The following is a 14040-nucleotide window of genomic DNA, read 5'->3' on the forward strand; positions in this document are numbered from 1 at the left end:
ATCGCGCCGGCGCCGTAAAGTGCGGCGGTCACAAAGTGCGGCCAGCTGCCGTATCTGCTTGCGCAGATGTGGCCGTTTGGGGTATAATGAGACAAAGTAGACTGGTCAGGCCGTGCCCCTTGTGCGGCCAACTGCGGGAGAACGATTATGCAGCGCGAACAGATCGCCGCCCTCATCGCCGATGAGAGCGAGAATATGGCCTATGTGGCCGACCCCTCAACCTACGAACTGCTGTATGTCAACAAGGCGGTGGTGCGCGGCTTCGGTCTCTGCGGCGACGCCTATCTGGGCCAGCCCTGCTACCGGGTGCTGCAGGGGCTGGAGGCCCCCTGCCCGTTTTGCACCAATCATCTGCTCACCACCGAAAAGTATCTGTACTGGAAACACTATAACCCCATTTTAAAGCAGTACTATCTGCTGCGGGATAAGCTGTTTAAACTCCCCGGCGGCCGCCTGGTGCGGCTGGAGATCTGTACCGACATTACCGACAGCGAGAACACCAACCTGCACCTGCAGAACCAGCTCACCACCGAGGAGACGCTGCTGCGCTGTGTACATACGCTCTCGGGTGAGGACGATACCGACACGGCCATCAACAAGCTGCTCTCGATCATCGGCGGCTACTACCAGGCCGACCGCGCCTATCTCTTCGAGGTCGATCCCGGCGGGCAAATGATCTCTAACTCCTACGAGTGGTGCCAGGAACAGGTACAGCCGCAGATCGAAAATCTGCAGCAAATCCCGATCACCGCTATCGACCGCTGGATGGAGTACTTCACCACCCAGGGGGAGTTTTTTCTCACCTCTGCCGGCAAGACCCTGCAGCCCGATTCGATCGAGTACCAGATACTGGCCCCACAGAAGATCGACAGCCTGATGGCCGCGCCGCTGTGGGAGGGGGAGACCCTCAGCGGGTTCATCGGTGTAGATAATCCCGCCGCCAATACCGGCGAGACCCATCTGCTCAAATCTATCACCTATTTTATCAAAGAGGACATCCAAAAGCGCCACCTGCTCGAGCAGCTCAAAGAGCTCAGCTACACCGATGGGCTCACCGGCCTGGGCAACCGCCACCAGTATATCAGCTTTTTGGCGGGGCTCGACAAGGCGCCGCCCCGGTCGATGGGGGTGGTGTTCATCGATATCAACGGCCTCAAGGTGGCAAACGACAGCTTTGGCCACCAGTACGGCGACGAGATGATACGCAGTGTGGGCCACGGCCTGCGGGAGATATTCCCCGAGCACACCTTTCGCATCGGCGGCGACGAATTCGTGGGCCTGCTCATCGACGTCGAGCGCGAGGAGTTCGACCGCCGGGTAGAGGCGTTGCGCCGCTACGAGGCGAAAGACAGTTTGGCCGGCTTTTCGATCGGCGTCAACTGGAGCGCGGGGCAGGTGCACCCCTCCCAGCAGATCAGCTACAGCGACAACCTGATGTACGTCGAGAAACAGGCCTACTATAACAGCTCCACCCACCGCATCCGCCACCCCCGGCGCGGGGTGCTGTCGCAGGAGCTGAAAAAGGCGCTGGACGCCGGCGAGTTCATGGTGTATCTCCAGCCCAAATTCGACCTGGTCACCGGGGCGATGGCCGGCGCCGAGGCGCTGGTGCGCCGCCGCGGCAGCGACGGGTCGGTCATCCCGCCCGACCGGTTCATCCCCCTGTACGAGGCGGGCGGTGTGATCCGCCATGTGGATTTCTTTGTGCTGCGCACCGTCTGCAAGTGGCTTAAAGAGTGGCGGGAGAAAGGTTGTGCCCCGGAGCAGATTGCGGTGAACTTCTCGCGCATCACCCTGATGGAACACGGTGTGGAAGAGAAGATGAAGAGCATTTTGCAGCGGTACGGTATCACCCCCGGGCAGATCATCGTCGAGGTGACCGAGAGCACCGGCAAGATGGACGGCGTCTCGCTGGGCGATATCGCCCAGCAGATAAAAGGGGCCGGGTTCTCGCTCTCGCTAGACGATTTTGGCTCGCAGTATTCCAACCTGTCGGTGCTCACCGCCGCCGGCTTCGACGAGATCAAATTCGACCGCAGCTTGGTCGAGGAGATCGGGCAGCAACCGCAGGCCACAGTGGTGGCCAAGCACGGTATCAGCCTGTGCCAAGACTTGGGGACCACCCCGGTGGCCGAGGGGATAGAGACGGTGCAGCAGCTGCTACTGCTGCGCACCTACGGCTGCAAGCTGGGTCAGGGCTTTCACTTTGCCCACCCCATGCCCGGCGAGGAATTTTATCAGCGCTATCTGGCAAATAAGCAGTGAGCGGCAGCACTTTGTAGGCGGCGGCAGTAGGCGGGCATCTCCGTCTGCCGCCGCCTTTTTGCCGCCTTGCTATTTTTTGTGTGAGCGGTGCTGTATCGGGCGGAGCTTTACCTGATCTTTATCTGCCGGCCGGCGGCCCTAACACTACATTTACCCGCGATTTGCTATGCTAAGGACAGAGGATGTGTATTCTCCAGATCTTTTACAGCAGAGAGAGGGACCGCAGATGAAATATCAAAAAGTGCTCGCCCGGCAGTGGCAGGTACAGGTAGATGCCCATATCGAGCCGGCTGCCGACCTGTGGCGGCTGTGCCAGTTGGTGTGGCAGCTGGATCAGCAGCTGGAGGCTTTGCCGCAGGTGTTACAGGGCCAGGAGTCGGTGTGGGTTTACTGGCCCGGCGGCTGCGCCGATTGCGATGACCTGCTGAGCCAATACGATCTGGCCGCCGCACTGATCTCACAGCACTATCCGCTGCGTTTTTGCGGCAGCACCGACTGGGGCGAACCGGCCGATATCTCGGCCACCTGGGCGCCCGACTGGCACGGCATCTCGTACCAGACCCGCACCGTTACCGGGCAGGACTTCGATACCCTGTGCGATATCTGCCTGTGCATCGCGGTGCCCGATCGGGTAGCCGGGCAGCAGATCGCGTCGATGCTTATGGGCATTCGCCCCGGCTGCGATCTGTTGGCTCTGCCCCGCACCCCGTTTTTAGAGGAGGAGTTGGGCAGCTGCGGCCCCCGAGATACCGACAGCTATTTTCGCTACCTGCCGCTGTGCGACGGGGCGGGTACAGAAAACTGGCAGCAGGCACTGAGCGTGCTGCAGCGACAGGAACTGTGGCTGGCCTTTTTACAGGATGGTGACGACCCGGCCGAGTTTGGCTGGGCGCTGGCAGCGCTGGGCGACAGCTGCCCCGACTTTGGCTGGTATCTGACGCTGACCACGGCAATGGATCGCGCCGGCGTGTATACCCAGACCGATGGCAAGACCGGCTTTCATCTGTACCGTGGCGGCCAGCGCCTAGCGCTCGACTACCAGCGCGGTACCGACGCCCAGCGCTTTTTACTGCGCGCACTGTTTCCCATTGCTGGGTGAGCGGCTATCTTTATGCTATCTTTATACCTCTTTATCAGATATTAACGCTCTTTTCACGTCCTATACGGTATAGTAGGGAGTAGAGATCCGGCCGGTACCGGGCAAAATACAGTGGAGGTGACTTTTGTGCTGCAAGACCCCAAGACCCCGCGGGATATCCTGCGCCAGATCGAGCGGGAGGAAGAGGCGCGCCACCGCGGCCGGCTGAAGATCTTTTTTGGCTATGCCGCCGGTGTGGGTAAGACCTATGCCATGCTGCAGGCCGCCCACGATGCCGCCGAGCAGGGCATCGATGTGGTGGCCGGCTACATCGAGCCCCACACCCGCCCCCAGACGATGGCGCTGCTGGAGGGGCTGGAGCAGCTGCCGGCCAGGCAGCTGCTCTACAAAGGGGTACAGCTGCGGGAATTCGACCTCGACCGGGCTATCGAGCGCCACCCCCAGCTGCTGCTGGTCGATGAACTGGCCCACCAAAACGCCGAGGGCTGCCGCCATCAAAAGCGCTATCAGGACATTGAGGAGCTGCTGGCGGCCGGTATCGACGTGTACACCACCGTCAACGTACAGCACATCGAGAGCCTCAACGACATCGTGGCCTCGATCACCGGCGTCAGCGTGCGCGAGCGCATCCCCGACCGGGTGTTCGACGGGGCCGACCAGGTAGAGCTGGTGGATATCGAGCCGGAAGATCTGCTGGCCCGCCTGCGCGACGGCAAGGTGTACCAGCCGCGCCAGGCCCGGCAGGCCATGGGCCACTTTTTTAGTCTCGAGAACCTGACGGCCCTGCGCGAGATCGCCCTGCGCCGTACGGCCGATCGAGTCAACCGGGTGGGCGAGCGCAGCAAGCAGTCCTCCGGCAGCGATTACTACACCGGCGAACACATTCTGGTCTGTCTGTCCTCCTCGCCCTCCAACGCCAAGATCATCCGCACGGCAGCCCGCATGGCTCTGGCTTTTCGCGGCACCTTTACGGCGCTGTTCGTCGAGACGACCGGCTTTGCCAGCATGAACCGAAAAGACCGCGACCGGCTGCGCCAAAATATCCATCTGGCCCAACAGCTGGGCGCCCGCATCGAGACGGTATACGGCGACGACGTCCCCTACCAGATCGCCGAGTTCGCCCGCATCGTTGGCGTGTCGAAGATCGTTATCGGCCGCAGCGGTACCCAGCGGCGCCTGGGGCTGCGCCGCCGCTCGCTCTCTGAGCAGCTGGCCACCTACTCGCCCAATTTAGATATCTACATCATCCCCGACCGCGAGCTGCCGCCCTACCGCCCCCGCCCGGTGCCCCGCACAGACAGGGCACGCCCGGCAGTCGAGTTCGCCAAGTGTCTGGGTATCCTGCTGGTGGTAACGCTCGTCGGCATCGGTTTTGACCGGCTGGGCTTTAGCGACGTCAACATCATCACCGTCTACATTTTGGGGGTGCTGCTCTCGGCGGTGGCCACCAACGGACTGGTGTACAGCGGCGTCATGTCGCTGGCCAGCGTGCTCATCTTTAACTTTCTGTTCACCCAACCGCGCTTTACCTTTAACGCCTACGACCAGGGCTACCCGGTCACCTTCGTCATCATGTTTGCCGCCGCCTTTATAACCGGCTCGTTGGCTGGCAAAATAAAAAAACAGGCCAAACAGTCAGCGATGGTGGCCTACCGCACCAAGGTGTTGCTCGAGACCAACCAGATGCTGCAGCAAAAGCAGGAGCAGCGCGACATCGTCAGCGTCACCGCCGGCCAGCTCATCAAGCTGCTGGACCGGGACATCGTATTTTATCTGCCCGAAGACGGCAGCCTGGGCCAGCCCACTCTATTTTCCAGCCGGAGCGGCGCCGAGCACCAGGACCTGCTGGATGAAAATGAGCGGGCGGTGGCCCATTGGGTGTATAAAAACAACAAGCGGGCCGGCGCCGGAACCAGCACACTGGGCAGTGCCCAGTGCCAGTACCTGGCGGTGCGCGGGGCCAATGCGGTGTACGGGGTGGTGGGCATTGCCCTAGAGAGCGATGAGCCCGACAGCTTCACCTACAGCCTGGTGCTCTCTATACTGGGCGAATGCGGCTTGGCACTGGAAAAAGAGCTGCTGGTACAAAAGCGGGAGGAGGCGGCCGCCCGGGCCAAAAATGAGCAGCTGCGGGCCAATCTGCTGCGCTCTATCTCCCACGATCTGCGCACGCCGCTGACTTCGATCTCCGGCAATGCCGGGGTGCTGCTGGCCAGCGCCGACTCACTTTCAAAAGCCAAGCAAAAACAGCTGTACGGCGACATCTACGACGACGCCATGTGGCTGATCAACCTGGTGGAGAACCTGCTCTCGGTCACCCGCATCGAAGACGGCACCATGCAGATACACACCCAGGCCGAGCTGGTGGAGGAGGTCATCGACGAGGCGCTGCGCCACCTGCCCCGCCACAGCGACCAGTATCACATCGACGTGCAGTGTTCAGACGAACTGCTGCTGGCCAAGATGGATGCCCGGCTCATCGTACAGGTGGTCATCAATATTTTAGACAACGCCATCAAGTACACCCCGCCCGGGTCGACGATCGTGCTCACCAGCCAAAAACAGGGCGATATGGTAGCCGTCGAGATCGCCGACAACGGGCCCGGCATCCCCGACGAACAGAAAAAGCGGGTGTTCGAGATGTTTTATACGCTGGGTTCCGATATCGCCGACAGCCGCCGCAGTATGGGCATGGGCCTGGCGCTGTGCAAGTCTATCGTCAATGCGCACGGAGGGCAGATAACAGTCCGCGACAACCAGCCCCAAGGTACGGTATTTTGTTTCACCCTGCCCGCAGAGGAGGTAACGCTACATGAATAAACCGCTCATCCTGGTAGTCGAAGACGACACCGCCGTCCGCAACCTCATCGCCACCACCCTCGAGACCCAGTCCTACCAGTACCACATGGCTAAGACCGGCGGTGAGGCGGTGGTAGAGGCGGTATCGCAAAAACCGGATATCGTGCTGCTGGACCTGGGTCTGCCGGATATGGACGGGGTGGAGATCATCAAAAAGATCCGCAGCTGGTCGAATATGCCCATCATCGTCATCAGCGCCCGCAGCGAGGACCGCGACAAGATCGAGGCGCTGGACGCCGGTGCCGACGATTACCTGACCAAGCCCTTCTCGGTCGATGAGCTGCTGGCCCGGGTGCGGGTCACGCTGCGGCGCCTGCACTACATGCAGGGCCCGGCTGAGGGGGAGGAGCCGATATTCGTAAACGGCGACCTGCGCATCGATTACCCCTCCGGCTGTGTGTATCTGGCCGGGCGGGAGCTGCACCTGACCCCGATCGAGTATAAGCTCTTGTGCCTGCTGGCCAAAAACGTGGGCAAGGTGCTCACCCACACCTTTATCACCAAAGAGGTGTGGGGCTCCAGCTGGGCTGGCGATGTGGCGTCGCTGCGGGTATTCATGGCTACGCTGCGCAAAAAGATCGAGACCGATACCGCACATCCCAAGTATATCCAGACCCATGTAGGGGTCGGTTACCGCATGCTGCGCATAGAGTGATATCTGCACAAAAAGCCGCCGCCATTTTTGGCAGGCGGCTTTTTACAGCAATACTTTACAGCACCCGGTCGGTGCGCTATGCTGATAAAAAGGGCGGGTCTCTGCCCGCGCGAAAAATGGGGGAGAACAGATGGCTTATTGTGCAAAAAAATACGTACACCATCTGCACCATATTGGTTTTGTGGTGCAGGACCTCGACCGATCGGTCGATTTTTACACCCGTATCCTGGGTTTTGACCTTCGTGACCGCTGGGCCGAGGGACCAGAAAAGGTGGAAATGGGCCTGTGCGTACCTGGCGCCGCCCTGGAACTGGCGCAGCTGCAGGGCTACGGTATCACCATGGAGCTGATGCAGTATAAGAGCGCTCCCGGCCACACCGGCCCCATCGCTCAAAATCGGGTGGGCCTGGGGCACATCTCCCTGATCGTAGAACACTTCGACGACTTTTTAGAGCAGATGCAGCAGCTGGGCGTGCCCATTGCCAGCCCGGTGACCAAGCTCACCTATGGTCAGTGGGTGCATATCGTCGACCCCGACGGCATCCATATCGAGGTCATGGGCCTGCTGGTCGATGGCCCCCTCGACGGCAAATTTTCATAGAGACGTCGCCCGGCAAGTACCGGCAGCTATAGGCACATAAAAAAGAGGTTCCACTATACAGTGGAGCCTCTTTTTTGCGATAACGCACAAAGAGTATCGCTGCCGCCCAACATTTGCCGGGACCGAGCGCCGGTGAGAGAGCCGGTCGACAGATTTCCTCAAGGCCCATCTGCCCGCGGAGACAGCCGGGTCTTTAGCTAAAAAAACGCCGCTCCGATTTGGGCGGCGCACACACACTTTTGTGATGGGATAATGTGTTTTAATATTGTGTACTTTACACGCTGTTTGTGAACGAAAAAGATTAGAATTTCGTTCGGTCGGCAACTCGTTCACACATCCACATTGTACACCACAATTTTCCATGTTTCAAGCCTTTTTCCAGTTACCTATTTGGAATAGTTGCCGAAAACGGCGGCGATATGAAAAAGTAAACGTTTTCAATCGATGGGCACAGTGTTCCAGTAAGTGGAGAAGAGGCTGGGTGCCGCTCCCCGTATGAAGAGTCGCCGACCTCTTCCCAGTCAAAAAACAGGAGGTTTTAGTTGTGAGGAAAAAAAGTAAGCTGCTTGCCGTTTTGACGGCGGCGCTGCTCACGGTGAGCGCGGTGCCGCTGAGCGCAGCCTCGGCAGAAAGCAGCGAATGGATCACTGGAAACGGATACGGCAGTATTCAGGCCAACGAGGATGGGACCTGTACCTACACGGGCGACCCGGCGCTCAATACAGATAACTCCCACTGCGGGCCCTATACCAAAGCGGGCGGGGCCAGCCTGGCCGATGGCGAGACGCTGGACGCGGTAGACGTGACCATCGACCCCACCAGCATGACAGTCGGCGAGAAGTTTGCCCTGTCGGTCTCGATGAACGACAAGCAGGGCCAGTACCGGACCGAACTGATGGTCCAGTTCTGGAAAGAAAACGACGGGAGCGTGTCGGTGGCTGCCGGTATGCAGCCCGGCTATCAGGGCAAAGTGACCGAGGCGGGCGTGTACACGCTGCAGTACCGGTATTTTGATCATTCCGGCGACCTGTACGCCGAGTTTTCGCTGTTAAAAAACGGCGAGCAGGTAAGCACCACCGGCGACATCGACATGAGGGTAAAGAGCGCCGATTGCGGTACGCGCGGCTATATCTGGTTTAACGACATCTCGGTGTCCGGCGGCTTAAAAGTGGGCCGGCCGGTGGCCAATGTCGTCATTACCGACTGCGGCGCCTGGGGCGATAGCTGGAGCAACGCCTACAATCTGGGATGGAAATACGTGGGCGGCTTTGATACCGACTCGATCACCGCTATCCAGGTGGGTATGAGAGACGCCGACGGAAAGCTGATCGTGGCGTATACGGCCGACAAGGAACAGTTGGCCTATCAGGCGGAAAACGGCTATATCACCGCCGAGGGCCTGAGCAGCGCCCCGTTTTATCAGGTGACTACAAGTGGTGTCGAGCTCGTCGAGGGGCGCGATCAGGACTGGACCGTCATCAAAGGCGAGGCTTATGCCGCCTGGAAGCCCGCTGTATTTTTTGCTGAGATCGTGACGCCCGAAAGGAGCTATCCGCTCGAAACGGCCTACGACGGACAGTTTGCCCCTGCTTTCCAGTGCGCCCACAAACAGCTCGCGGCGGTGGACGGCGTAGAGGCCACCTGCACCGAGCATGGAAACATCCCCTACTGGTACTGCGACAACTGCAAGCAGTACTTTGCCGATGAGGACTGTCAGCAGGCCATTACAGCGGCAGATATCCTGCTCGCCGCCACTGGTCACCAGGCCCAAAAGGTAGAGGGCAAAGAGGCGACAGCCACCGAGGAAGGCAACGTGGCATACTGGTACTGTGCGGCCTGCGGTAAGTACTTTGCCGATGCAGACTTGACGCAGGAGATCACCAGGGAAGACACTGTACTGCCCGCCACCGGCGAGCAAAAAGAGCCCGAGTCCAGCGACGGGCAAAAACCCGAGAGTGAAGATACACAGGCGCCCGCTACCGGCGACAGCAGCGTTTTGCTCTGGGGCGGTCTGCTGGTGTTCTCAGCCGCTGCGATTACCGGCCTGAGCCTGTATAAGCGCAAAAAACAGGTGCGGTAGCAGCACGGATCCGATGTCATGATCAAACAGCCGACAGGTCTTGTCCTGCCGGCTGTTTTCTTTTTGCCGGGGCCCAGTCGGTGCCGCTGTTGGGGGACAAGCGGACCCTTACGGCTAAAGACCACCGAAAATGTGTGCTGCGGCGGCATAAAAAGGGGAGGCTACCGGGAGTTTTGGCCAAATGTGGCGCCGGTATTTCGGCGCCGCAGGTCATTGTATCTGCCGCTGGCGGGGCGTATCATAAAGCCAGAGACGTACAGACAGGAGTTGATCGCGTGGATAAGCCCTATGTCGTTACCCTGGGCCGCAGCGTGCAGGACGAGTACTGGGAGGCCGAGCACTACCCGATGGCGGGAGAGAAGATATCGGTCTACCGCAGAGAGAAGGTGGCCGGTGGCTTTTCCAATTCCGCCTTTGTCATGGCGGCGCTGGGCCTCACCTGCTACATTGCCGAGACTTTTGGCGCCGAGGACGAGAGCACGGCTATGCACCAGCAGCTCATGCATCAGCAGGGCATCAAGACCGATCTGGTGCGCACCAAACAGGGGTATCAAAACCACCACTGTGTCATCTTAAAGACCGCCCGGTCCGGTGAGCGCACCATCTTTTCGCTGGAGCAGCCCCACCAGCCCGTACCCTATACCGAGAGCGAGCTGGCGCTGATCGGCGGCGCCGATTGGCTGCTGGTGAACCTGAGCGATCTGCGCTGCTTTCCCCATCCCCAAAAAATGCTCGATACCGTGCTGCGCGGCGGGGTCAAACTGGCTATCGATGCCGAGGCGGCTTCATTTGAGAGCCGTCAGCAGGACGACTTCTATTTTTCACGCTGCAGCTTTCTCTCGCTCAACGAGTTTGCCTACCAAAAGTTTTGTGGCGACAGCGGCCACCGGGCCATCCAACAGCTGCTTCAGCGCGCACCAAATTGTATCGTGGCCCACACGCTGGGCGCGCAGGGCAGCCGTATCTACACCCGTGATGTGGCGCTGCAGGTGCCGGCCCTACCGGTGGCGGCTGTCGATACCACCGGCGCCGGCGACACCTATAACGGCGCCTTTCTCTACGGCCTGACCAACTGCTGGCCGCTCGAGAAATGTGCTCTGTTCGCCTCGGCTGCTGCCGCCCGCTCCACACTCTACCGCGACCCGCGGGGCGGGGCGGTATCGGCACAGGTGGTGCAGCATTTTATCGCCGAGCACCGCTATGCGCCTGTGCTAAAGCAAATATCCCGGTGAGGTTTGACTGGTTTGGCCGTTGAGACCGGAAAAAGTGAAAATGCGGCGGGACCCGGTGGGGAGGATGAGACACCCACCGTTCCCGCCGTCTATACGGTACCCGATAGAACGGTGCCTGTTTGTATCTCGATCCAGTGGAGCAGTGCCTCTTGCCTGTCGGTGTGGGTGATCCAAACGCATTATCCAGCCTGCCGTCGCGTTCGATGGTGCGGCGCGCGCCCCCGTTTTGCAAGTCGCAGCCCGGCAGCCCCCACTTGGGCTCCAGCTGCCGGTGGTAACCGCGCGACAGCTGTAAGAGCGGGGTGGCATATCTCTTGCCGCGTTCGATGGGCCGTTCCCCGTAGCCGATACAGCCGCTGTATTGCCGCAAAAGTCGTTGAGGTAGTGGCGGGTGTTCACCATCCCGGCAGCGCGCCGCCGTGCTGCTACCGCCCGCCGTGCGCCAGAAGTTCCTGCCAATAGTCCATCGCCGCACTGTGCAGCGCTCCATCAGCTATAGCCAGCTGCAGCAGATCCCTGGTTTTCCCCAACTCCTTTATTTATCTGTTACAACACAGCCGCGGTGTTCTTTTCATTGCTGCCGGGGGCACGAAGAGCGGTTGCCCCGGTCCGGCCGATGTGCTATACTCTATAAAGAACAAACTTTTGATTTTACTGGGGGGACGGGCGTGGACCGCACGATACTGCACTGTGACTGCAATGGCTTTTATGCCTCGGTAGAGTGTGCGCTGCACCCCCAGTACCGCAACGTGCCCATGGCTGTGTGCGGCGACCCCGAGAGCCGACACGGCATCATTCTGGCCAAAAACGAGCTGGCTAAGGCCTACGGCATCAAGACTGCCGAGACGGTGTGGCAGGCTAAGCGCAAGTGCCCCGACTTGGTGCTGGCCCCCTCTCACCACGACCTGTACCGCCAGTTCTCCCAGCAGATAAATGCCATCTATCAGCAGTATACCGACCTGGTCGAACCCTTTTCCATCGACGAGAGCTGGCTGGATGTAGGCGGCAGCTACCGGCTGTTTGGCAGCGGCGAAAAGATCGCCGACGAGCTGCGCCGCCGTATCCGCCAAGAGGTAAAGGTCACTATCTCGGTGGGGGTATCTTTTAACAAGGTGTTTGCCAAACTGGGCAGCGACTATAAAAAGCCCGATGCCACCACCGTGATCACCCGCCAAAATTACACCAGACTGCTGTGGCCGCTGCCGGCCGAGCGCATGCTGTTTATCGGGCAGGTGGCTGCCGGCAAGCTGGCGCGGGCGGGCATCCACACCATAGGCGATCTGGCCCGCGCCGACGACTGGCTGTTGCAGCGCCTGCTGGGTAAAGGGGGCCTAACGGCTAAGATCTACGCCCAGGGTCTCGATGACAGCCCGGTGCGCCGCTTTGATGAGCAGCGCGAAGTCAAGAGCGTGGGCAACAGCATCACTTTTCGCCGCAATCTGGTGGGCCAGCGCGATATCCGCGCCGGGGTGCTGTCCCTGTGCGACACGGTGGCCGCCCGTCTGCGCGCCCACAAGCTCTACTGCCAAACGGTACAGGTGCAGATCAAGTCGCCCGATCTGCGCGTCATCTCGCGCCAGCAGGGGCTCTCCCGCTCCACCAATCTGGCGCGGGAGCTGTTTTGTGCCGCGATGGCCATCATCGAGCGCAGCTGGGACATGAAAAAGCCCATTCGCATGCTCACGGTGACCGGCACCGCACTCACCGATCAGGATACCGGCGAGCAGCTGCGGCTCGATGTGCCTTCCTCCACCCCCGACCACGAGCGCCAGCAAAAGCTGGAGCAGGCACTCGATGCCATCCGCCAGCGGTACGGCAGCGATTCGGTGGGCTTTGGCTCGCTCATCGAGAGCGATATCTTTCACCGCCGCCCCGACGAGATAGAGCCCGGCGGCGACCGGGAATAGATCTGTGAATCTGTGAGCGTGTCCCAAACCCTGTTTTGGGATGCGCCTTTTTTGTATACTTGCGCTCTTTTTGGCCCATAGTTTGGGATGTGGAAAACAAGATAGTCACCGGCCCCGCACGGCTGTAAAACAGCCGTATCGCCGGCGCAACAGGAGGATCACTATGAGACAGACCAAAGAGAGCTTACAGTTTCTCACCAGCGACCAGTGCCCGGGCTTTGCCATCGTGCCCTGGGGCCTCGATGCCCCGCTGATGTGCTGCGGCCAACAGCTGCAAAAGCTGGTGCCCGGCCAGGTAGATGCCGCCGTGGAAAAACACCAGCCGGTGGTGTTGCGGCAAGACGATACCGTCACGGTAGAGGTGGGGCAGAACCACCACCCCATGGGCGAGGAACACCTCATCGACTGGGTGTTTTTGCAGACCGACTGCGGCGGCCACTACCACCTGCTCACCGCCCAGAGCCAGCCGGTGTGTCAGTTTGTGTTGGCGCCGGGCGAGAGCCCGGTGGCGGTATACGCCCACTGCAACCTGCACGGCCTGTGGCGACAGGACATATAGGCCCCGGGCGGTGAAAAGCAAAAGAGGAGGCCCTGCCAAACTGGCGGGACCTCCTCTTTTTATGTGGCGGCGCAGTGGGTGCGCCAGGCAGCGCTAGGCAGCGCCGGGCAGCGCAGTGCCGATGTGCAGGTTGTCTTTAGCGGCCGTAGCGGTCGTCGTAGCGGCTGGAATCGGGTCCGCGGCTCTCGCGGCGGTAGTCGCTCTCGCGGGGGTAGCAGGGCTCGGGCCGCGGGCAGCGCGCCTCAAACACACACGACAGCAGCATGGCCAGGATCATAATGGCAGCCGCCAGGAACGCGGCCCACAGGCCGACGATAACGGTGGTCAAAATGATCGACAGCGACCCGTCGATGAGAATGGCCAGCAGCAGCGACAGCAAAAAGGTGACCGCCGTGGTGACGATCAGGCATTTTCCGTACCCGCACATACACTGGTTGAGAAGGTTTTTCTCCTGGCTGGCGTTCTTTACCGCCGTGTATAACAGAGCCATCAGCATAATGAACGACAGCACCAGGATAAAAGGTGCCAGCAGCGAGATGAAAGCGCGGTCGCCCTGATAAAAGGCGTAGGCGATGAATCCGCCAAACACCACGCTCAGCAGCCCGGCAATGAGGCAGCCGAATTGGGAGTTGCTCATAAAATAAGATCTCCTTTCTGGATTTGCAGGCGTAAGGGGCCCGCCTGTAACCTCAGTATATGCAGCCGCCCGGATTGGTGCCAAACCCGGGCGTCGCCGCCCCCATACGGGACCACTGCGCCCGGCGCTACATATAGTGTGAGCAC

10 protein-coding genes are annotated in these 14040 nt (G+C 60.3%); 9 read left to right on the top strand and 1 reads right to left on the bottom strand.

The window, feature by feature from the left end; genetic code table 11:
- The first annotated feature begins 147 nt into the window (after positions 1 to 147).
- The 9 genes from C6Y32_RS02915 (at position 148) to C6Y32_RS02955 (ending at position 13257) form a co-directional block, all read left to right on the top strand.
- Entirely contained in the window at positions 148 to 2265 is a 2118-nt protein-coding gene (locus C6Y32_RS02915) for a sensor domain-containing phosphodiesterase (RefSeq protein WP_105203678.1), read from the top strand.
- Between the two features lie 226 nt (positions 2266 to 2491).
- Positions 2492 to 3364: a hypothetical protein gene (locus C6Y32_RS02920; RefSeq protein ID WP_105203679.1), complete on the top strand. Its 873-nt coding sequence runs from the start codon at positions 2492 to 2494 to the stop codon at positions 3362 to 3364.
- A gap of 129 nt (positions 3365 to 3493) precedes the next feature.
- Positions 3494 to 6184, top strand: a complete 2691-nt coding sequence (locus C6Y32_RS02925) for an ATP-binding protein (protein WP_407937395.1) — start codon at positions 3494 to 3496, stop codon at positions 6182 to 6184.
- On the top strand, positions 6177 to 6878 hold the full coding sequence (locus C6Y32_RS02930) for a response regulator (protein ID WP_105203681.1): 702 nt from the start codon (positions 6177 to 6179) through the stop codon (positions 6876 to 6878). The genes C6Y32_RS02925 and C6Y32_RS02930 overlap by 8 nt, the downstream gene beginning before the upstream one ends.
- A 130-nt stretch (positions 6879 to 7008) precedes the next feature.
- On the top strand, positions 7009 to 7479 hold the full coding sequence (locus C6Y32_RS02935) for a VOC family protein (protein ID WP_105203682.1): 471 nt from the start codon (positions 7009 to 7011) through the stop codon (positions 7477 to 7479).
- A gap of 544 nt (positions 7480 to 8023) precedes the next feature.
- A complete protein-coding gene (locus C6Y32_RS02940) occupies positions 8024 to 9559 on the top strand; it encodes a hypothetical protein (protein ID WP_105203683.1) in 1536 nt (511 codons plus the stop codon).
- Between the two features lie 275 nt (positions 9560 to 9834).
- A complete protein-coding gene (locus tag C6Y32_RS02945) occupies positions 9835 to 10791 on the top strand; it encodes a carbohydrate kinase family protein (protein WP_105203684.1) in 957 nt (318 codons plus the stop codon).
- A 668-nt stretch (positions 10792 to 11459) separates the two neighbouring features.
- Positions 11460 to 12698 (top strand): DNA polymerase IV, encoded by a 1239-nt coding sequence (gene dinB / locus C6Y32_RS02950; protein WP_105203685.1) that lies wholly within the window; start codon positions 11460 to 11462, stop codon positions 12696 to 12698.
- 163 nt (positions 12699 to 12861) lie between these two features.
- Complete coding sequence (locus tag C6Y32_RS02955; protein ID WP_164998108.1) at positions 12862 to 13257, top strand: desulfoferrodoxin family protein; 396 nt, start codon at positions 12862 to 12864, stop codon at positions 13255 to 13257.
- 136 nt (positions 13258 to 13393) lie between these two features.
- On the opposite strand, the gene C6Y32_RS02960 is transcribed toward C6Y32_RS02955, so the two are convergent.
- The gene (locus C6Y32_RS02960; RefSeq protein ID WP_105203687.1) at positions 13394 to 13894 is read right to left on the bottom strand and encodes a hypothetical protein; all 501 of its coding nucleotides are present in this window, start codon (positions 13892 to 13894) and stop codon (positions 13394 to 13396) included.
- Positions 13895 to 14040: the final 146 nt, after the last annotated feature.

Source organism: Neobittarella massiliensis (ex Bilen et al. 2018) (assembly GCF_900289145.1).
GTDB classification, from domain to species: Bacteria; Bacillota; Clostridia; order Oscillospirales; family Ruminococcaceae; genus Neobittarella; species Neobittarella massiliensis.

Coding starts and splice junctions, on each gene's coding strand:
- C6Y32_RS02920 (WP_105203679.1), top strand. CDS start 2,492: ATGAAATATCAAAAAGTGCTCGCCCGGCAGTGGCAGGTACAGGTAGAT.
- C6Y32_RS02915 (WP_105203678.1), top strand. CDS start 148: ATGCAGCGCGAACAGATCGCCGCCCTCATCGCCGATGAGAGCGAGAAT.
- C6Y32_RS02935 (WP_105203682.1), top strand. CDS start 7,009: ATGGCTTATTGTGCAAAAAAATACGTACACCATCTGCACCATATTGGT.
- C6Y32_RS02955 (WP_164998108.1), top strand. CDS start 12,862: ATGAGACAGACCAAAGAGAGCTTACAGTTTCTCACCAGCGACCAGTGC.
- C6Y32_RS02930 (WP_105203681.1), top strand. CDS start 6,177: ATGAATAAACCGCTCATCCTGGTAGTCGAAGACGACACCGCCGTCCGC.
- C6Y32_RS02960 (WP_105203687.1), bottom strand. CDS start 13,894: ATGAGCAACTCCCAATTCGGCTGCCTCATTGCCGGGCTGCTGAGCGTG.